The sequence below is a fragment of the Orenia marismortui DSM 5156 genome, assembly GCF_000379025.1.
Taxonomy (GTDB): Bacteria; Bacillota; Halanaerobiia; order Halobacteroidales; family Halobacteroidaceae; genus Orenia; species Orenia marismortui.
In genome coordinates this window covers 527,785-549,180 of sequence record NZ_KB900617.1, presented here as the reverse complement: position 1 = coordinate 549,180, position 21,396 = coordinate 527,785, and the positions used below count along the sequence as shown (strand labels likewise).

The 21,396-nt window shown below is 31.6% G+C and carries 20 protein-coding genes and 2 riboswitches; all 20 genes read left to right on the top strand.

What is annotated here, in order from left to right:
• Positions 1-17: 17 nt before the first annotated feature.
• Positions 18-1,133 (top strand): cell division protein FtsZ, encoded by a 1,116-nt coding sequence (gene ftsZ, locus OREMA_RS0102390; RefSeq protein ID WP_018247693.1) that lies wholly within the window; start codon positions 18-20, stop codon positions 1,131-1,133.
• A gap of 159 nt (positions 1,134-1,292) precedes the next feature.
• A complete protein-coding gene (gene spoIIGA / locus OREMA_RS0102385; RefSeq protein ID WP_018247692.1) occupies positions 1,293-2,192 on the top strand; it encodes a sigma-E processing peptidase SpoIIGA in 900 nt (299 codons plus the stop codon).
• A gap of 23 nt (positions 2,193-2,215) precedes the next feature.
• A complete protein-coding gene (gene sigE / locus OREMA_RS0102380; RefSeq protein ID WP_018247691.1) occupies positions 2,216-2,953 on the top strand; it encodes an RNA polymerase sporulation sigma factor SigE in 738 nt (245 codons plus the stop codon).
• Positions 2,954-2,986: 33 nt separating this feature from the next.
• Positions 2,987-3,313 carry a hypothetical protein gene (locus tag OREMA_RS0102375; RefSeq protein ID WP_018247690.1) on the top strand — a complete coding sequence of 109 codons (327 nt, stop codon included), beginning with the start codon at positions 2,987-2,989 and terminating at the stop codon, positions 3,311-3,313.
• A gap of 326 nt (positions 3,314-3,639) precedes the next feature.
• Positions 3,640-3,831, top strand: a riboswitch (cobalamin riboswitch).
• A gap of 367 nt (positions 3,832-4,198) precedes the next feature.
• Positions 4,199-5,095, top strand: a complete 897-nt coding sequence (locus OREMA_RS0102370) for a mechanosensitive ion channel family protein (protein ID WP_040657268.1) — start codon at positions 4,199-4,201, stop codon at positions 5,093-5,095.
• Positions 5,096-5,113: 18 nt separating this feature from the next.
• A riboswitch (cobalamin riboswitch) is annotated at positions 5,114-5,283 on the top strand.
• Between the two features lie 117 nt (positions 5,284-5,400).
• On the top strand, positions 5,401-6,306 hold the full coding sequence (locus OREMA_RS0102365; RefSeq protein ID WP_018247688.1) for an ABC transporter substrate-binding protein: 906 nt from the start codon (positions 5,401-5,403) through the stop codon (positions 6,304-6,306).
• Between the two features lie 16 nt (positions 6,307-6,322).
• Positions 6,323-7,366 carry a FecCD family ABC transporter permease gene (locus OREMA_RS0102360; RefSeq protein ID WP_018247687.1) on the top strand — a complete coding sequence of 348 codons (1,044 nt, stop codon included), beginning with the start codon at positions 6,323-6,325 and terminating at the stop codon, positions 7,364-7,366.
• A 97-nt stretch (positions 7,367-7,463) separates the two neighbouring features.
• Positions 7,464-8,720 (top strand): heme ABC transporter ATP-binding protein, encoded by a 1,257-nt coding sequence (locus OREMA_RS0102355; protein ID WP_018247686.1) that lies wholly within the window; start codon positions 7,464-7,466, stop codon positions 8,718-8,720.
• Between the two features lie 27 nt (positions 8,721-8,747).
• Positions 8,748-9,224, top strand: a complete 477-nt coding sequence (locus OREMA_RS0102350; protein WP_018247685.1) for an ECF transporter S component — start codon at positions 8,748-8,750, stop codon at positions 9,222-9,224.
• A 5-nt stretch (positions 9,225-9,229) separates the two neighbouring features.
• On the top strand, positions 9,230-9,958 hold the full coding sequence (locus OREMA_RS0102345) for an AIR synthase related protein (protein WP_018247684.1): 729 nt from the start codon (positions 9,230-9,232) through the stop codon (positions 9,956-9,958).
• A gap of 40 nt (positions 9,959-9,998) precedes the next feature.
• Positions 9,999-11,813, top strand: a complete 1,815-nt coding sequence (locus tag OREMA_RS0102340) for a TonB-dependent receptor plug domain-containing protein (RefSeq protein WP_018247683.1) — start codon at positions 9,999-10,001, stop codon at positions 11,811-11,813.
• Positions 11,814-11,890: 77 nt separating this feature from the next.
• The gene (locus OREMA_RS0102335) at positions 11,891-12,871 is read left to right on the top strand and encodes an energy transducer TonB (RefSeq protein WP_018247682.1); all 981 of its coding nucleotides are present in this window, start codon (positions 11,891-11,893) and stop codon (positions 12,869-12,871) included.
• A gap of 11 nt (positions 12,872-12,882) precedes the next feature.
• Positions 12,883-13,500, top strand: a complete 618-nt coding sequence (locus OREMA_RS0102330) for a MotA/TolQ/ExbB proton channel family protein (RefSeq protein WP_018247681.1) — start codon at positions 12,883-12,885, stop codon at positions 13,498-13,500.
• Positions 13,490-13,894: an ExbD/TolR family protein gene (locus OREMA_RS0102325; RefSeq protein ID WP_018247680.1), complete on the top strand. Its 405-nt coding sequence runs from the start codon at positions 13,490-13,492 to the stop codon at positions 13,892-13,894. Before OREMA_RS0102330 ends, OREMA_RS0102325 begins: the two co-directional genes overlap by 11 nt.
• Positions 13,895-13,981: 87 nt before the next feature.
• Complete coding sequence (cobU, locus tag OREMA_RS0102315; protein WP_018247678.1) at positions 13,982-14,575, top strand: bifunctional adenosylcobinamide kinase/adenosylcobinamide-phosphate guanylyltransferase; 594 nt, start codon at positions 13,982-13,984, stop codon at positions 14,573-14,575.
• Positions 14,576-14,888: 313 nt separating this feature from the next.
• Positions 14,889-16,415: a cobyric acid synthase gene (locus tag OREMA_RS0102310; RefSeq protein ID WP_018247677.1), complete on the top strand. Its 1,527-nt coding sequence runs from the start codon at positions 14,889-14,891 to the stop codon at positions 16,413-16,415.
• 2 nt (positions 16,416-16,417) lie between these two features.
• Complete coding sequence (locus OREMA_RS0102305; protein ID WP_018247676.1) at positions 16,418-17,938, top strand: cobyric acid synthase; 1,521 nt, start codon at positions 16,418-16,420, stop codon at positions 17,936-17,938.
• 174 nt (positions 17,939-18,112) lie between these two features.
• Positions 18,113-19,066 carry an adenosylcobinamide-phosphate synthase CbiB gene (gene cbiB / locus OREMA_RS0102300; protein ID WP_018247675.1) on the top strand — a complete coding sequence of 318 codons (954 nt, stop codon included), beginning with the start codon at positions 18,113-18,115 and terminating at the stop codon, positions 19,064-19,066.
• 232 nt (positions 19,067-19,298) lie between these two features.
• The gene (locus OREMA_RS0102295) at positions 19,299-20,681 is read left to right on the top strand and encodes a cobyrinate a,c-diamide synthase (protein WP_018247674.1); all 1,383 of its coding nucleotides are present in this window, start codon (positions 19,299-19,301) and stop codon (positions 20,679-20,681) included.
• A 170-nt stretch (positions 20,682-20,851) separates the two neighbouring features.
• Entirely contained in the window at positions 20,852-21,352 is a 501-nt protein-coding gene (locus OREMA_RS0102290; protein WP_018247673.1) for a hypothetical protein, read from the top strand.
• Positions 21,353-21,396: the final 44 nt, after the last annotated feature.

The following is a 21,396-nucleotide window of genomic DNA, read 5'->3' as shown; positions in this document are numbered from 1 at the left end:
GCAAGGGAGGAGTATTGATGTTTGAATTTGGTTCTGAAATGGGGCAATTTGCCAATATAAAAGTAGTTGGAGTTGGTGGCGGTGGTAATAATGCTGTCAATAGAATGATAGAATCTGGTTTAAAAGGTGTTGAATTTATTGCAGTAAATACTGATGGTCAGGCTTTAGTTGCCTCAAGGGCAGAAGTAACACTTAAGATAGGAGAGAAGTTAACTAATGGTTTAGGAGCAGGAGCTAATCCTGAAATAGGGCAAGAAGCTGCCGAAGAGAGTCGTGAAATGATTGCAGAGGCTTTAAGTGGATCAGATATGGTATTTATTACAGCTGGTATGGGTGGTGGAACTGGTACTGGTGCAGCTCCAGTGGTTGCTGAGGTTGCTAAAGAATCTGGCGCTCTAACAGTTGGAGTAGTTACAAAGCCTTTTACAGTTGAAGGACGACAAAGAATGCAAAAGGCTCAATTAGGTATTAAAAATTTAAAAGATAAAGTAGATACTTTGATTATAATTCCTAATGATAGGTTATTAGAAGTTGTGGAGAAACAAACAACTTTGATAGATGCATTTAAAACTTCAGATGATGTACTAAGACAAGGTGTACAGGGTATTTCTGATTTAATTACTATTACTGGTTTAATTAACTTAGACTTTGCAGATGTAAAGACTATTATGACTGATGCGGGCTCTGCTTTAATGGGAATAGGAAGGGCTACAGGAGATAATAGAGCTGCAGATGCTGCTAAGGCTGCAATAGCTTCTCCTTTATTAGAAGCTTCTATTGAGGGAGCTAAAGGAGTATTACTTAATATTACTGGTGGCAAAGATTTAGGCTTACATGAAACTAATGAAGCAGCTAAAGTAATTTCTGAAGTAGCTGACCCTGAAGCAAATATAATCTTAGGTACAGTTGTAGATGAAAGTCTAGAAAATGAAATAAAAGTAACAGTTATTGCTACTGGATTTGATCAAGAAGATAAGACTAATAATAAAGAGGCTCAACCAAATAACACAGTTGCTAAAAAAGAAGAGGAAGAAGAGCAAGAAGTTGTGAGTAATAATGATTTGAATATAAAGCCTTTTTCCAATGATGACTTGGATATTCCTGCTTTTTTAAGAAGAAATAGAAAAATTTAGTTTAAATCTCGATACCAAGGGGTATCGAGATTTTTTTATTTCGACATAAAAAAACTAAAATAGATTTTATTTTGTATTTTTATCTAAAAATTTTAGTTATATTTTAAAATTATAATAATATACTTGTTAATAAGGGAGTGAAGCAGGTGATTATATTAAATGAAGCTAGTTGTGTATTTAGATCTTTTATCTTTTATTAACTTAATAATGAATTATTTGATTTTATGGGCTTCAGCTAAATTATCTGATTTAGAGTATAGTATTTGGAGATTATTAATAACCTCTGTGTTGGCTACAGTTTATACAATTATAATTATTTTACCTCAATTCAGGTTTTTAAATAGAATTTATATTCATTTTTTAATTTCAATAATTATGATCTTAATTGCTTTTGCTCCATTATCCCGTAAGCAGCTTGTGAAAACTATTGGATATTTTTATTTAATAACTTTTGTTACAGCTGGTGCTATCTTTGCTCTATATAATTTGACTGGAGGAAGTCCTTTAGATAATTTGGCTCAGGTATTAAATATTTCACCAGATAATTTATGGATTATTATTTTAGGATTTTTATTAATAATCATTATAGGTAAATTTGGTTGGATGTTTATTCAGTACAAATTACTACCTGATATATTTTGTATACCAATTATTATTAAATTTGATGAGAGGCTACTAAAAGTTAAAGCATTAGTTGATACAGGTAACCAGTTACAAGATCCATTAACTAGAGTACCTGTTGTAGTTGTTGAAATTGAAGCTATGTTAGATGTTATTCCAGATCAAGTAAAAGATGCTTTTTATTTATACAAAGATGACAGTAGTAAGTTATTAAATGAAATGACTGATACACCTTGGTCTAGTAGGTTTAGATTAATTCCTTTTTCATCTATTGGAAAACATAATGGAATGTTAATTGGATTCAGACCAGATAAGATAACAGTTGTAACTAAGGATGAAATCTTTGTAACTGAACGTGTAATTATAGCTTTACAAGATAGAATTCTAGATCAAGAGAATAACTATCAGGCTTTGTTAAATCCAGAAGTTCTTCGTTGATAATAAATTAAGGAGGGGTTTTTATGTATTCTTTACTTATAAAAACTAAGTTAAGAATTCGTCTTTATATTATTAAAATTTTACAGATATTAGGTCTTTATAATGCTAAAAGTGTTTTTTATGTAGGAAATAGTGAGGCCTTGCCACCACCATTATCTAATAAAGAAGAGGAGTATTTATTAGCTAAATTAGAGAAGGGAGATCAAGCTGTTAGAAGTGTTTTAATTGAAAGGAATCTTCGTTTAGTAGTGTATATTGCTAGAAAATTTGATAATACTGGCATTGATATTGAAGATTTAGTATCAATTGGAACCATAGGGCTAATCAAAGCTGTTAATACTTTTGATGTTAGTAAAAATATTAAGTTGGCAACTTATGCTTCACGTTGTATTGAAAATGAAATTTTAATGTATTTAAGAAAGAATAATAAAAAAAGAAGTGAAATTTCTTTTGATGAGCCCTTAAATGTTGATTGGGATGGCAATGAGCTGAAATTGTCAGATGTATTAGGTACAGAAATTGATTTGATTTATAAGTATATTGAAGAGGAAGTAGACAAAGAATTATTAATAGAGGCAATGGAAAATCTAACAACTCGTGAAAAAAAGATTATGATCTTACGTTTTGGTCTACAAAAGAACAAACAAGAATTAACTCAAAAAGAAGTAGCAGATATATTAGGTATTTCTCAATCTTATATCTCTAGGTTGGAAAAGAGGATTATAGAGAAACTTCAAATTGAAATTGATAAGATGAAATAAACATACTTTATCATATAAACAGGGGGAAGATGAATGAGAGTTTCTAAAGGAGAAGTATTTACTAGCACAGAGTTAATGAAAGAGTTTTTTGGAATGTCAGATAGATTAATTTATAATGTACCTGAAAAAATGAGATATCAAAAGATCTATAAATATTTGATGGATAATGGGGCACAGGTATTAAGTGAAGTGAAGGATAATAAGTATACTATATTAAATTTAAAAGGAGAAAGATACTTAATTCCAAATAATATCTTTAGTGAGAATGATCTAAAATGGATAGAAGGGATTAAAAAGCAAGAAGAAGCAAAAGCAGAGAAGCATTGTATTTCTAATTGTAGATTAAGTTTGGTCTATTAACAACCATCTATTAGGTGGTTGTTTTTTCTATTTTATAAAGATGATAAGGTCTCCTGAAAATTTTATATTAATTATAAAAAATATAGATCTCCAAGCATAAAATTTAATGGTTATATAGCGACACTTTTAGGTGATAGGTGCTAGGAGTTGGGAGTTAGTTTTTCCTAATACCTATCACCTATCTCCTATCGCCGAAACTGTCGCTTTATCTATCTATAACGACATATTTAAATTTGATTCTAAAGTTATATAAGCTTAGCTGCTAAAAAAATTATACTTTAAAGCAGGAAAAGTATTAGTTTTATAGAATCCCTATGATTAAGTACAATAAAATATCTTTATTAGGTGCTTTTAGTAAGGACTAAAAGAGAATAGGGAATCAGGTGAAAATCCTGAGCGGACCCGCCACTGTAACTAGTTTATTAGATTTTTTTATCCACTTAGAAATTATATTCTAGGGAAGGAAAGTCTAATTCTAGGCTAGAAGTCAGGAGACCTGCCTAATAAATTAGATAACTAACTATCTTCGGGTACTAAGATAGGCATAATTACACCCTTACTATGCCTATGGTTAAGGGTTTTTATATTTATGAAAGAATTAAAGTTAGAGATAAGAGAAAAATAAGAATATTTCTTTTATAGTCAGCTTGAGAGGTTAGTAATTGCTGCTTAGTCTTAAAAGCTAAGATGAATTAGATATTAATCAAGATAAATAATTATTAATAACTAATTAGTTAGTGGAATTATTTTTTAGTTTGGAATAGTATAAACTCTATTGAGTAAGATTATATGGAGTAACAATAGAGATTTATAATTGTTCATAGATATAGATTAGAATAAAAAATTATCTTTAAATTTAATTAATAGGGAGTGTTAGTTTTGATAATGGATGCTCTTAACTTTGATGATCCTTTAATAAGAAAGTTGATATTATCAACTGGAATAGTAGTTATCACATATCTGATAGGATTTTGGGTAGTTAGATTTATTAATAATAAAGTAGAAGATTTTAAAAGGCGCCATCAATCAAGACGTTTTACTTATTATATTATATTTTTTATAGATTCAATTATAATTACATTTATTTGGTTAGAGGATCCATCAAGTTTAACAACCTATTTAGGTTTTTTATCAGCTGGTTTGGCTTTAGCTTTACACCAGGTCTTACTTAATATTGCAGGTTGGTTATTAATAATTTTGCGTAGACCCTTTGGGTTAGGAGATAGAATTGAGTGGGATCAGGTTCAGGGAGATGTAATTGATATCAGGGTTTTTTATACTACTTTATTAGAAGTAGGAAATTGGGTGGAAGCAGACCAAAGTACAGGACGCTTAGTGAATATACCTAATAGTACTATCTTTAAAGCAGCATTGTTTAATTATACTCGTGGTTTTGGTTGTATTTGGAATGAGATTAAGTTCTTAGTTACCTTTGAAAGTGACTGGGAAAGGGCAAAAAAAATAGTATTAGAAACAGGCTATGAACATAGTGAAGAAGAGATAGAAGAAAGGGCAAGAAGAAGAATAATTAAGATGAGTAAGAATTATATGATTAAGTATGGTAAATTTACACCAATTGCTTATGTAGAGATCAAGTCAAGTGGTGTACAGGTAACTTTAAGGTATTTAACCAGTGTACGCAAAAGGAGGATTTCAGAGAATCAAATTAATGAAAGTATTTTAAAAAAATTCAAGGATGAAGATAATATTGAATTTGCTTATCCAACCAGTCGCCTTTATCGTAGGACTGAAGAGGGTAAATTTTTAGGAAGCAACGAATAATTATTAAGACAATTTAAAATAGAAATAGAGTTACTAGGTGCCCTTAGCTATGGCTTAGGGAGAATAGGGAATCAGGGAGAATCCTGAGCGGGCCCGCCACTGTGACCAGCAATTAGATTATATAGTTAAAGATTATTAATTATAGTTAAGCTGGAAGCCAGGAGACCTGCCTAGTCAATTAATCTATTAGATCTTCGGTAGCAAGATAAGTAGATAATTTAGTGCATAGGGTAGGTTATGCCTAAATTATCCCCAATCTTATTTATGAAGATTGGGGAATTTTATTTTTAGGAGGAGATAAGGTAGTGAAGTTAAAGTCTAAAGTGATTGTGTTAATAAGTTTATTTCTTTTATTGATTGGAAGCAATCTTGTAAGAGCAGCTAATTTTCCTATAAGGGTTATTGATGATTTAGGTCGTGAAGTTATTATTGAAGAAAGACCAACTAGAATCATTTCTTTAGCACCTAGTAATACCGAAATTTTATTTGAACTTGGTTTAGGAGAAGAGGTAGTTGGGGTAAGTCAATATGCTGATTATCCAGAAGCTGCTACTAAAATAACTAAAGTTGGTACAATTAAGGGAATAAATTTAGAGAGGATATTACAATTAAGACCAGATTTAGTTTTGGCAAGTGGGATTACACCTAAAGATTTGGTATTTAAATTAGAACAATTTGGAATTAAAGTTATTGGATTTAATCCTAAAAGTATAGATGAGATTATTGACTCTATCTCTTTAATTGGAAAAGCCACTGGACAAGTTGAAGAAGCTAGTAGATTAACTACTAAGATGAGAGATAAGATAGAAAAGATAAGCCAAATTGTAGCAGATGAACCAAGGTTGAAAGTTTTTTATGAAGTTTGGCAAGAACCTTTATATACTGCAGGTCCTGGTACTTATGTTGATGACTTAATTTATTTAGCCGGTGGCATTAATATTGCTCATGATGCTAAGGGAGTATGGCCTCAGTATAATTTTGAGGTATTATTGGCTAAGAACCCTGATATTTATCTGCTTTCTAATCATGGTGTAGAAGGTAAATTTAGCAAAGAAGCAGTTAAAGAGCGAGAAAATTTCGGGAAGATCAAAGCAATTAAGCAAGGGAGAATTTATATTTTGAATCCTGATATTGTTAATAGAGCTGGACCGCGGATTATTATTGCTTTAGAAAAGATAGCTAAAGCAATTCACCCAGAATTATTTGATTAAGAAAAGAGTTGAAAAGATGATAAATGATAAGAAGATAAAATGGAGATTAATTATAGTTGGACTAGTTATTTTTTTAATATTAACATTAATGCTGGCAGTGAGCTTAGGTGCAGTAAAGTTACCTTTTTTTAAGTTAGCTAAGCTAATAGCAAGTAAAATCCCACTAGTGAAAGGGCTTATTAATAATCAGAATGATTTTGAAATTATGGAGACCATTATCTTTAAGGTTAGATTGCCACGAGTGTTATTAGCTGCCTTAGTAGGAGTTGCTTTAGCAACAGCAGGTACTTTGTTTCAATCCTTATTAAAAAACCCTATGGCTGATCCTTATATAATAGGTATCTCTTCTGGAGCTTCTTTGGGAGCTAGTCTAGGATTTATATTAAAATTAAATTTTGATCTTTATTATTTAAATACTATTCCTTTATTAGCTTTTATAGGTGCTTTGTTAACTGTCTTTATTGTTTATAACTTAGCTAAATATAATCATAAAATTTCTATAGCAACACTATTATTAGCAGGTGTGGCAGTAGGTTCTTTTTTATCAGCAATTGTATCTTTATTAATGGTCTTTAATGATGATAGTATGCACCAAATTGTATTTTGGACTATGGGTAGTTTGGCTACAAGTGGTTGGAAGGAAGTGCAGATGGTTTGGCTTTATATTATAATTGCTTATATTATAATTTATTTCTTAGCTAAGGATTTAAATTTGATTTTATTAGGTGAGGAGTCAGCTCAGAGCTTAGGAGTTGAAGTAGAGAAATTAAAAAAAATATTATTGGTAGTAGGATCCTTATTAACTGGATCAGCGGTAGCTGTGGGAGGTTTGATTGGTTTTATTGGATTGATTGTTCCACATATTGTTAGATTATTAGTAGGATCAGATCATAGAATCTTAATTCCTAGTTCAGCTTTAGTAGGAGCAATATTTTTGATTTTAACAGATACCTTGGCTAGAACAGTAATTGCTCCAACAGAGATTCCAGTAGGAATTATTACTGCTTTATTTGGGGCTCCCTTCTTTCTTTATTTATTAAAGACTAAGAAGACTATCTGACTTTAAATATATCAGTGACAAGTGATAAGTGATAAGTGACAAGTAACTAGTAACTAGTAATAAGTAACAAGTTGCTGTAATTGATGGAGTGATATAAATGACAATAAAATTAGAGGTTGATAGCTTAAGTTATCAATATGATCAAATAGATATTTTAACTAAGATTAATTTTGCTATTAAAGAAGGTGAATTTATTGGTTTGATAGGGCCTAATGGTTCTGGTAAATCTACTTTATTAAAGAATATCAGTAATATTTTAAAGCCAAATAAGGGAATAGTTTATTTAGATGATTTTGATTTAAAGAAGATTAAGAATAAAGATTTAGCACGGCAAGTAGCTATAGTATCGCAAGAGACTAATATAAACTTTGATTTTAGAGTAGAAGATATAGTCTTAATGGGTAGAGCTCCTTATGTTAGTCGATGGAAAGGAGAAAGTTCTAAAGATATTAAGATAGCTAGAAAGGCTATGGAGTTAACAGATATTATAAAATTGTCAGATAGATATATTAATCAGCTTAGTGGTGGTGAAAGGCAGCGGGTAGTTTTGGCTAGAAGTTTAGCCCAGGAACCAGAGCTTTTATTATTAGATGAGCCCACCTCTAATCTAGATATTAACTATCAAATAGAGATAATGGAATTATTAAGAAGACTAAATCAAAAAGAGAGTTTAACAATTTTAGTTATTCTACATGACCTAAATTTAGCTGCTAAGTTTTGTGATAAATTGCTATTACTTAAAGATGGGCAAATTCATAGCTTTGGTACTCCGCGGGAAGTAGTTACCACTAAAAAAATAGAAGAGGTGTATGGTTTAAAACTGCTGATTAAGCAAGATTATTTGAGTAAAAGACCCTACCTTACTTTAAATAATAAAAATATCCATACTAAAGATAGATTAGATCATAAGATACATTTAGTTTGTGGTGGAGGGAGTGCTAGAGATTTAATGCAGGCTTTAGTTGAATCAGGCTACCAACTAAGCTGTGGGGTTTTAAATCGGTCTGATTCTGATTGGGAGCTGGCGAAGTCTTTAGAAATTGAAACTATTAGTGAAGATCCATTTACTCCTATTAGTGATGAGAAGCATAATAAGAATTTAACCCAAATAAAAGAGGTGGATACGATAGTTTTGACTGATATACCTATCGGTGCAGGAAACTTAGCTAATCTGAAAGCGGTTTTGTGGGCAGCAAGAAATAGTAAAAGAGTTATAGTAGTAAACAGTTGTAAATTAAAGAATAAAGATTATACTGGCGGAGAAGGAAGAGAGATATTTGAAAGATTATTAAGGGAAAAAGTAGTTGTGGTTAAAGAAGAATTTGAAGCTTTAGAAGAAATAAAGATGCTTTGATGTAAAGCTTATATTGGAGGTGTATAGATGAAGGGGAAAGTAGATGATAAAAAGATAGCAAGTTTAGTTAAAAGTGCTTTATTAATTGCCTTATCAGGGGTAGGTGCTTATTTGAAATTTCCTAGTCCTGTTGGAAGTATTGCTTTTGATTCTCTCCCTGGTTATTTAGGAGTATTACTCTTAGGCGGTAAATTTGGGAGTGTTATTTTGATATTTGGCCATTTGATTTCTGCTTTAATAGCTGGTTTTGTATTAGGTCCTTTCCATATCATCATTGCTCTGTTAATGGGGGTGTGTGGTCTTATATTTGGATATTTGGCCAAGACAAATATTATATTAGCAGCAATCATAGCTATTGTTTGTAATGGTATTATTTTACCTGCTCTTTTAATTCCATTCTTAGGGCAAGGGCTTTTTATAGGAATAGTTACGATGTTAACATTAGCATCAGCAGCTAATATATTCTTAGCAGTTATATTAAACAAATTCTTTAGTAAGGAGTAAATTTAGTGAATAACTTTAGAGATATATCTATTTTAAAGTTAGATGATGAGAAATTTTTGGTGATTGCTTGTGATTCTGCAGGTGGAATAGGTAGCAAAATAGAGGATAAGATAAAGCTTTCTAACCATATAGTAGGTAAATTTACAGCTAGAGTGGCTTTAATGGAGTTGCTAGCTAGTGGAGCTAAGCCTATATCTATTATTGATACCTTAAGTGTAGAGTTAGAACCTACAGGTAAGGAGATTATTGCAGGTATTAAAGATGAACTATCTATAGTAGGAATTGAAAATTTATTAACTGGAAGTACAGAAGAGAATATAACTACTGTCCAAACAGGAATAGGAGTAACTACAATTGGGATTGTTACCTTAAATCAATTAAGGTTGGCTATCTCTCAAAAAGGTGATCTTATAATTGCTTTAGGATTGCCTAAGGTAGGATATCAGGTTGTAGAGGATAGAGATCAGATTGCAGATTTGGAATTAGTTTTGAAAATCTTAGAATTAGATTATATTCATGAAATATTGCCAGTAGGATCTAAAGGAATTTTATATGAAGCCAATGTATTAGCAAAATCCAATCAATTGAGTTTAGAATTGTTAAACTCTAAATTAGATTTAGATAAATCAGCTGGTCCTGCTACAGTTGTATTAGTAAGCATAGCTGAAGGCGATTTGTTTAAATTAAAAGAAGATATTCAGAAAGCTATTAATGTAATTGGAAGGTTAGGATAATTGAAATAAAAACTTATTGATAAAAGTGGAGGAAGAAAAAATGAAAAGGTTTAATTTTATTTTATTTAGTCTAGTAGTATTAAATTTATTAGTAGGAGGAAATGCTTTTGCTAAAGATAAGGAAGGAGAAATTTTAACTTTAGATGAAATTGTGGTAACTGCTTCTAAATATGAAGAGAAATTATCAGAAGCAGCAGTAAGTGTGGAAGTAATTGATGAAGAGGAGATTAAGCAGAAAAATGCTCATAATGTGGCTGATTTATTAAGAAATATGGCAGGAATAAATTTTACTGACTATGGTGGTCCTGCAGGTCAAAAGACAATTAGAGTTCGTGGTGCAGACACTGAGCAGGTATTAATTTTAATCGATGGTCAGCCAATGAATAGTAGTCAAAATGGAAGTGTTGATTTGAGTCAATTCTCTATTGAACAGATAGAGAGAATAGAAGTTTTAAGAGGTCCAGCCTCAGCATTGTATGGCGCGAATGCTTTAGGAGGGGTAATCAATATTATAACTAAAAGTGGTAGCCAAACCGCTGAAACAAGTATGAAAGTAGGCTATGGATCATTTAATACTCAAGATTATAAATTAATTCATCAAGGTGAGTCTGATAAATTGGGTTATAATATATCTATAGCTAAGAAAAAATCAGATGGTCATCGTGAAAATAGTGAATTAGATCAAGAGAATATTTTTGCTAAATTTAATTATGAGTTAAATAAGTATTCCGATTTATTATTTTCACTACAATATACTGATTCAGCTAAGGGATCACCAGGGCCAATAAGTTCTACAACTCCTAATGCTCAGCAGGATGATGAAGATATGAATATTAATTTACAATGGAATCAGCAGACAGAAAATAGTGATAGTAAAATAGCTCTTTATTATAATGATCATCAAAATATTTATGATAATCCTGATAAGTGGGGATATGATGGTCCAAGTGAACATAATACTGAAAGGTTAACTTTAGATTTTAATCAAATTAAATACTATGATGCACACACTTTAAGTTATGGTGGAGAAGTAGTAGAGAATAGAATTGATAGTACGGAGAATGGAGAACATAATGATTTAAGTAAAGCTATATTCATTCAAGATGAGTGGAGGTTAATTGATGATTTAAAGCTTACTTTAGGAAGTCGCTATGATAACCATGAAAGCTTTGGGGGTGAAACTAGTTCTAGAATAGGAGCAGTATATACTATTAATTCAAAGTTGAATTTACATGTATCTGTAGGAGAGGCCTATAGAACTCCAACTTATAATGATTTGTACTGGCCAGCAGATGATTATACAGAAGGCAATCCTGATTTAGAGCCAGAAACTGCTCTTGCTTATGAGACTGGACTAAGATATTTAGATAATAACTTCAAAGGAGAAGTAAATTTATTTACGAGAGATGTGAATGATTTAATAAATTGGGCTCCAGGTAATGACGGTATATATAGACCTTCAAACATTAATACAGCTAAGGTATCGGGACTAGAATTAATCTTAACTAAATATTTAACTGATAATCTAGCTGCTGACTTTAATTATACCTATTTAGATGCTAGGGATAAGAAAACAGATCAAAGATTAGATTACAGGAATTATCATAGCTTGAATTTAGGATTAAATTATAGTGGTAAAAAGATTAGTGGATCTTTAAATGGTCAGTTAGTGGCAGGTCGAACTGAGGAATTGCCTAGTTATTTTGTAGTAGATGCAAAGTTGAATAAGAAAATTAAAGAGAATTTAGAATTATCCTTAGGAATTAATAATTTGTTTGATAGAAAATATCAGGTTAATAAAGGTTATCCAATGTTAGAACGTAATTATATGTTAACAGTAGGTAAGAAGTTTTAATTATACTAGTCACTTTATAAGGGCAGATATCTAGATTTCTGTCCTTTCCTTATTTGTTGATAAGGAGGGAAATTAGAATGAAGTTAATAGAAAAAATCAAGGGCAAGATCACTCCATTAAAGCTTTCCCTTATTATAGCTTTAGGAATTCATCTAGCTTTATTTAATTTAATACCTGAACTTAGTTTAGGAAAAGATTTAGCAACAGGCAGAAAGAAAGCTAGTCCAAAAGTTAGTTTTAAAGCTACTACCTTGGATATTACTAAATCTAAAGATATCAAAAAGGAGAGTGAAGTTAAAGAAGTAAAAGAGGTGGCAGACAATAAGAAGCAAGAGAAGATAGCCCAAAAGGTAGTGGAAGAAAAAGAGAGAATATCTCCAAAAGAAAAGATAGAAGAAAAGAATGATCTGGCAGAAGATGAAGTTCAAGAAGTAAAGAAAGAGAAGATTGAAGGTAAGAAAATAAAGAAAAGTCGCTTAGAAGTGGAGAAGAAAGAAGAACTTAAAGAAGTAAGTAAAGTAAAAGAAAAAAGTGAAGGCAAAGCAAAAGTAAAACAAGATAGAAATAAAGAAATAAAGAAGAAAAAAAGAGTTGTGAAAGAATTTCCAAAAAAGAAAAAGGTAGAAAAAGAGCAAGTAAGTAAAGAAGAAGAGATCAAAGCTGTAGCAGAAGAAGTTAAAACTAAAGAGAAGAAAGCGACTAAGAATAAGATAAATGCTGAAAAAAATATGAAGACAAAAAAAAGCAAGAATCCTGTTGATTTAACTCAAGCTAAAGTGACTAAAGGGGTTGTATTACCGAAGTTAACTAATTACCAACAACCTATCTATCCAGCAAGTATGCGACGAAGAGAGATTGAAGGTAAAGTGATTTTAAAAGTACTCTTAGATCAACAAGGAAGTGTAAAGAGGATTAAGGTTGAAAGATCATCAGGATATCAGAAGCTAGACCAAGCTGCAGTAGAAGCAGTTAGGAAGTGGCAATTTAGTCCAACTAAAAAAGAAGATAAAGAGGTTGAAGCATTAGTCTTAATACCAGTTAATTTTAGATTGAATTAGGAGGTTAAGGGATGCAAGGTTTGTTAGCTAAAGGTGGGATAGTAATTTATCCTTTATTAATCTGTTCAGTAATTGCAATGGCGATCATAATTGAGCGGTTATATCAATTTTCTAAGGTTGATAAGCAAATTTCTGATGAGTTGATCAAAAGAATTAAAGCTAATATTAAAGAGGGAAAGATTGAAGCAGCAATTAAAGTAGCTGAAGAGAGCAAAGGACCAATTACTAAAGTTTTAAAGCGAGGAATTCTACATTGGAATAAAAGGGCTGAAGAGATAGAAAACCAGATGGAAGAGGTTAAATTAATGGAGTTTCCTAAGTTAGAAAGATATTTAGGTGTGTTGAATTTTATAGGAAAGATAACTCCTTCTTTGGGGTTGTTAGGAACGGTAACAGGAATGATCAAAACCTTTCAAATCTTATCTATGAATGGAGAAGCCCAGCAATTAGCAGGGGGGATTTCAGAAGCTTTATTTACAACAGCTACAGGTTTAATAATTTCTCTTCCGACTCTAGCAGCCTATTATTTCTTTATTACTAAGTTAGAAGGGATAGTTAATCATAGTGAAAGAAGAGAAATAGAGTTGATTAATTATATTAAAGAGATAGGTGGAGATGATGAAATATAAAGTAAAAAAAGATGATCTAGAGTTGAATTTGGCGCCAATGATAGATGTAGTATTTTTATTATTAATCTTCTTTATAGTAGCATCTACCTTGAATATTAGAGAGGTAAAGGAGAATATTCAATTACCTAAAACTCAAGCTAGAGAAGAAAAGAATAGTAATGAGGTGAAAATCTATATTACTAAAGAGGCTAATATCTATCTAGGTAAAGATAAAGTAGAATTAGAGGATTTAGCTTTGAAGTTAGAGGAAAAATTAAAGGATAATTCTCAAAAAAATATTAGTATTTTTGCTGATCAGCAAGTTGCTTTTCAAGAGGTTATAGGGGTGATGGATGCTGCTAAAAAAGCTGATGTTGATAACTTGAGTTTTGCTTTGGAAGAGCATAATGAGTAGCTTTGATAATCAGCTATGTAGAAAAATTATTACTATGATGGGAATTTATGAAGATTTTAGATCATTAGTAGATAAAGGAGGGGTATAATGAGCCAGTTGATTCTAGTTTTAGGAGGAGCTAGAAGTGGTAAGAGTAGTTTTGCAGAAGAGATAGTTACTAAGCTTGGTGGAAAAGATGTAACTTATATTGCTACTTCTGAAAGTAGGGATCAGGAGATGGTAGATCGAATAGAGAAGCATCGTAAATCTCGTCCCCAAGAATGGACAACTATAGAAGAAGTTAAGAGTATTGCTCAAGTATTAGATCGAATGAATAAAGGGTCGGTTGTATTATTAGATTGTTTAACTCTTTTAATTTCAAATTTATTATTGCAAGGTGAAGACTTGGCAGAAGATGAATATGACTTCAATGTTCAAGGTAGAGAAGAAAGGATTATCCAAGAGATAGAAGAGATTATAGCTAAAGTAGAAGAGAAAGATTTAATCTTGGTGATAGTTTCTAATGAGCTTGGTCAAGGTTTAGTTCCAAATTATAAATTAGGTAGAGTTTATCGTGATATTGTTGGCAGAGCTAATCAGTTGCTAGCTAATAGTGCAGATGAGGTTTATATAACCTATGCTAGTTTACCGATTGAGATCAAAGAACTAGGGGAAAAAGTTAGAAAAGAGTTTAAAGAATAATTGTTAATGGAAAATTGAGAATTGATAATTAAAGAAAAAATCAAGGGAAAAGCATCATAAATAATAAGGTGCGAGTGATAAGTAATGAGGTGTGAAGAGCAAATAATAGATAGCTAGTATTTTTATAATTTTCATAGCTACTTTGTATTGCTATGGATGATATAGTTGAAGATTTGATAAGCAATAGCTATTCGGATTTATATTTTCACTTAATCTTAACTGTGTTTTTACTAATAAATAGTCATTATTTACTATTATTTTAACTATCAATTATCAACTATAAATTCTAAATTGATCTTCTGGAGGAAAAGAAATGAGTAAAGGAATTATGTTACAAGGGACAGCCTCTAATGTTGGTAAAAGTATATTAGCCACTGCCTTTTGTCGGATATTTGCTCAAGATGGATATCAGGTAGCGCCTTTCAAGTCTTGGAATATGGCTTTAAATTCTTATGTTACTAAAGCAGGTGGTGAGATAGGTCGAGCACAAGCAGTTCAAGCTGATGCAGCAGGGATTGAGATTAAAGAGAAGATGCAACCTATCTTAGTTAAGCCTAAGGGAGAAGGAATAGCTCAGATAATAGTTAAGGGGAAGGCTATAGGAGATTTTAGAGCTGATAGAAAGAGTAGAGAATATATTGAATGGGCTTTAGAGATTATTAAGGATTCTTTAGCAGAGCTGAGCAATGAATTTGAAATTCTAGTCTTAGAAGGGGCAGGAAGTCCAGCAGAGATAAATATTAAAGATCAGGATATTGCTAATATGAAGGTGGCTAAATTAAATCAGACTCCTGTCTTGTTAGTGGCAGATATTGATCGAGGTGGAGCTTTAGCTTCAGTAGTAGGTACATTGAAGTTATTAGAGCCCAAAGAACGAAGATTGGTTAGAGGGATTATTTTAAATAAGTTCCGGGGTGATTATGATTTATTAAAGCCAGGGATTGATATTTTAGAGGAGAAAACAGGAAAAAAGGTAGTAGGAGTTATTCCTTGTTGTAAAGATTTTAAAATTCCTGATGAAGATTCACTCTCTTTAGATAACTTGTGTAAGCAAGAAAGAGAGATTAAGATTGGAATAATTAATCTTCCTCATATCTCTAATTTTAGTGATTTTGATGTATTAGCTTATGAACCTGAAGTGGAAGTTGAATATCTAAGCGCTAATGATTCTCTAGAGAATTATGATTTAATTATTATTCCAGGAACTAAGAATACTACTGCTGATTTAAATTACTTAGAAGAGACAGGATTAGCTGAAATGATAATTAATTATGCTAAACAAGGTAAAGCTATAGTAGGTATTTGTGGTGGATACCAGATCTTAGGAAAGAGATTATTAGATCCTAATTTGACTGAGGGTAATATCAGAGAGATTAAAGGTTTAGCTTTATTAGATGTAGAGACAACATTTAGCCAAAATAAGTTGACCCATCAGACTGAAGCTATAGTTGAAGGAAAAGAAGGCTTTTTAAAATCTTTAACTGAAAAAGAACTTGAAGCTTATGAAATTCATGCTGGAGATAGCAGATTAGGATCAGAAGCCAATCCTATGTTTAAGATAACTTCTCGTTCAGAAGAAGAAATAGACATTATGGAGGGGGCTTGTAGTCAGGATGGCTTAGTGTGGGGTACCTATTTACATGGTATTTTTGATAATGATAGCTTTCGAAGAGCTTTTATTAATCAGTTAAGAAGAAAGAAGGGTTTGGATGAATTAAAGAAAGAATCTACTGTGAGCAAGGAAAGATTAGAGGAAAGCTATGATCAATTAGCTCAAATTGTTAGAGAGAATATAGATCTGAAATTAATCTATGACATTTTAGAAGAGGGTGAGTTTTAGTTATGGAGACTAAAACAATTATGATCCAAGGAACAGCTTCCCATGTAGGAAAGAGTGTTTTAAGCTCTGCATTTTGTAGAATTTTTTATCAAGATGGATATAAGGTAGCTCCTTTTAAATCACAGAATATGGCTCTTAATTCTTATGTGACTAGAGAAGGAGGAGAGATTGGTCGGGCTCAAGCTGTGCAGGCTGAAGCTGCAAAGATAGAGGCAACAGTGGATATGAATCCAATTCTTTTAAAACCACAAGAGGATACAATTGCTCAATTGATTATTCATGGTAAAGTAACTACTCAGATTAAGGCTAAAGATTATTTTAGTGAGCAAGAAATAGGATTAAAAGCAATTAAAGATTCTTTAAAGAGATTGAAAGAAGAGTATGAAGTTTTGGTTATTGAAGGAGCTGGAAGCCCTGCTGAGGTAAACTTACGAGATTTTGATTTAGTAAATATGAAGGTAGCAAAATTGGCAGCTGCTCCTGTAATATTAGTAGCTGATATTGATCGAGGTGGTGTTTTTGCTGATATTATTGGAACTTTTGAGTTACTAAATGAAGAAGAGAAGAATAGAATCAAAGCTATTATTATCAATAAATTCCGAGGAGAAGTTAGCCGATTAAAATCGGGTATAGAATATATTGAGCAGGAGACAGGAGTGCCTGTTTTAGGAGTAATACCTTATTTCAATGAGTTCAAAATTCCAGAAGAGGATGTAATTGCTGAGTATGTGCAAGGTGCTAAAGATTATGAAGTTGATATTGCAGTGATTACTTTACCCCATATCTCCAATTTTACCGATTTTGATCTTTTGGCAGAGGAGCCAGGAGTTAGACTTCGTTATGTGAAGGATAAGTTTGAATTAGGAAATCCAGATGTAATTATCATACCTGGAACTAAGAATACGATTGATGATCTCGATTATTTGTATCAGATTGATTTTGATAAAGAGATTATTAAAAGCTTTGAATCAGGAACTACTATTGTTGGTATCTGTGGTGGCTATCAGATCTTAGGAAGTATAATTAAGGATCCAGATGGAATTGAAAGTAAGAAGCAGGAGATTAAAGCTCTGGGACTATTGGATATTGAGACTACTATAGAAGAGGAGAAGATAACTAGTCAAGTAGAAGCCAAATTAATTAATAAGCAATTATTAGAGATTGCTGATAGTTCTGTAAAAGCTTATGAAATACATATGGGAAGGACAGAGTTGGGGGAGAAGGTTAAGCCACTTTTTAGAATAACTAAGCGATCTCAGCAAGAGGTTAATGTTAGTGATGGAGCTTGTAGTGAAGAGGGACGAGTTTGGGGAACTTACTTGCATGGTATCTTTGATAATCAGCAATTTAGAAGAAGTTTTATTAATAAGTTAAGGGGAGAGAAGGGATTAGCTCCTTTAAGAGAGGGAAAAATTTCAACTGAAAAGGAAAGAGAAGAAGCTTATAATAATTTAGCTGATTTGGTGCGAGATAATTTAAATATGGAATTATTATATGAAATTATTGCTATGAAACATCGCTAAATGGATATTTTGCGATCAGCCACTAGCTACTAGCCTCTGGCTATTATTATTATTTTTATAAGCTCTAAGCCAATGGCTAGTAGCCAATAGCTAGCAGCTAAAACTGTCGTAATACTTATCTTATAATTAAACTTTATTTTTTATTAGTAGAGAATTGGAGATTGAGGTGAAAGAATGAATCTTTACTTATTACTTATGGCAGTATTGATCGATATAGTTATCGGAGATCCTAATTGTTATCCCCATCCTGTAATTATTATTGGAAGAGGAATATCTATTTTCGAAAGAATTTTACGTAGATTTTGTAGAGATAAATTAAGCGAAAGAATATCAGGTATAATTTTGGTGCTATTTATAATAGTAGGAAGCTATTTAGTAACTAAGTGGATAATAGATTATGCTTATCAGATTAATTATCATTTAGGGTTAATAGTTAATCTATTTTTATTATCAACTACAATTGCTATCAAGGGATTGGGTCAAGCAGGAAAGAATATTTATCATCTTCTTGTAGCAGATAATTTAAATTTGGCTCGAAGCAGATTAGATTGGATTGTAGGTCGTGATACTGATAATTTAGATGAAGGTGAGATTATTAGAGCTACAATAGAAACTATTGCAGAAAATACTAGCGATGGAATAATTGCTCCTCTTTTTTATATTATCATTGGAGCAGCTCCTTTAGTTATGGCTTATAAGGCCGTTAATACCTTAGACTCTATGCTAGGATATAAGAATGAGAAGTATCGTTATTTTGGTTGGGCAGCAGCAAGGATAGATGATATAGCTAATTTTATTCCAGCTAGGATTACGGCTTTTTTATTTGTAATAGCAGCCTTAATTAATAGATCTGATTGGACAGGAGCTATAAGAATAATTGCTAGAGATGCTAAAAAACATCCTAGCCCTAATGCTGGATTTCCAGAAGGAGCGGTAGCTGGGGCTTTAGGTATTCGTTTGGGTGGGAGAAATTATTATCATGGTCGAGAAAGTTTTCGAGCCTATTTAGGAGAATCTAAAGTTGAATTTGATAAGGAACAGATTAAAGAGACAATTAGTTTGATGTATTGGAATGTGGGGTTATTTTTGATTGTTTATTATCTATTTAAATTGATAATTGATAATTGATAATTGATAATTGATAATTGATAATTGAGGTGCCATTTTTTGCTTCTTGCTTTTAACTAAGGAGTAAGGAAAAATATTGCTCATACTTATGAATGCTCTCACTTCTAATAAAAAGACTAATTTTTATATAGCCTCTTTTTTAGATGAGATAAAAGGTCTGTAGTAGAGGTTAAGGTTTTGAATTTGATCTTAATTATACATTATAAATTAGAAAATAGTGGGAGGGTCAAGAATGTATCCTAGATTATTAATAGCAGGAACGGCAAGTGGAGTTGGAAAGACAACCTTGACTATGGGATTGATGGGAGCTTTAAAGAAAAGAGGTTATAATGTACAACCTTATAAAGTTGGTCCTGATTATATTGATCCTGGTTTTCATAAATTAGTTACAGGCAACTCCTCACGAAATTTAGATAGTTATCTCTTAGGAGAAGCAGGAGTACAAGAATGCTTTCTTCACGCTGCTAAAGGTGCAGATATATCTTTGATCGAAGGTGTAATGGGTCTTTTTGATGGAAAGAAGGGGAGAGATGATTATGGAAGTACGGCTCATATAGCTAAAATTTTAAAAGCACCGGTGATTTTAATAATGGATGTTGGAAAGATGGCTAGAAGTGCTGTAGCGATGGCTTATGGTTATATGAACTTTGATCCTAAATTGCATGTAGCTGGAGTAATCTTAAATAATGTAGGTAGTAAAGGTCACTATCAGATGATTCAAGAAAGAATTGAAGAGGAATTAGGTTTGAAGGTATTAGGTTATTTACCTTATCAAAAGAATTTAGAATTAACAGAGAGGCATTTAGGTTTAGTACCAATTACTGAAAGTAAAGAGTTAGTTGCTTTTGTAAACCGACTAACTGACTTAATAGAAGGCTATATTGATTTAGATTCTTTAGTAGCTTTAGCTGAGGGTACTCCAAAATTAGAGTTTAAAGAAGAGAGGATTTTTATTCAAAGTCAGGAGTATAATTTAACTTTAGGGGTAGCTTATGATGAAGCTTTTAATTTTTATTATCAGGATAATCTAGATATTTTAGAGAATTTGGGAGTTAAGTTAAAATATTTTAGCCCACTTAAAGATCACAAATTACCAGAAGTTGATGGGCTTTACATTGGAGGAGGATTTCCAGAGAGTTTTTTGGAGCAGTTAGCAGAGAATAATAGAATAAAAGAAGATATTTATCGAAAAGTTAAAGCTGGATTACCTACATATGCTGAGTGCGGAGGACTGATGTATTTAGCAGAAGAGATTAGAGGTTTTAATGCTAATCGTTATTCAATGGTAGGGGTAGTACCAGCAAAGATAGAAATGATGGATAGTTTGCAGGCTATGGGTTATGTAAGGGCTAAAGCTGTTAATGATAATTTATTATTAAAAGAAGCTGAAACAGTTAAAGGCCATGAATTTCATTATTCAAAACTAATTGCTTTAAAAGAAGTTAATAGTGCTTATCAATTATATGGAGGTAAAGGAAAGAAAGGGAGATATGAAGGCTTTGCTAAGCAGAATTTATTGGCTAGCTATGTTCATTTACATTTTGGAAGCAATTTAGAGATAGTGAAAAGATTTTTGGAAATTATAAAGACGATTAGTAAAGAGATAATAATTTAGTGTTTATTTAAAATTAATAGTATACCATGATTTATTAAAGCCCACTAAATTATATGTAATTATTCTAAAAATTACAAAAATGAGATGATATATGTTATAATATGGCGTGGAAAATAATATAAATCGGAGAAAATTTAATTTTATCTGATTGCTTAAGGATGGTGTATAAGATGATAAGAGGCAATATTAAGATTTTATTTATTCTATTTTTAGTAATGTTTTTATTTCACTCCACGCCTATAACTGCTCAAGAGGTTGAAAATGAAAGTTATTTCTTTTTACAGACCAGTCTGACAACCTATCATTGGAATCAAAATCCTGATCGTAATAATAAACAGGATTTGATAGGTTTGGAATACCATAAGTCTAATTCTAAGCTTTATGGTATAGCATATTTTCAGAATTCATATTTCCAACCTACATGGTATATATATGCTGGTAAAGTTTATCAGTATAAGGAAATATCAGATTTCAACTTATATGGTAAATTAACCTATGGGATTATTAGTGGTTATGATGATGAAAACGGTAAGTACTCTTCTTATATGAATGATTTAGGAACATTTCCAGCGGTTATACCAAGCATAGGTATAGGATATGAAAAGTTTTCATTGGAGGTATCACTTTTTGGAGTTTCAGGCTATATAGCAAATCTTGGAATGAAGTTTTGATATCGGCTGAGAAGAAGTTATTTTAAAGAAGTACATATTGAAGT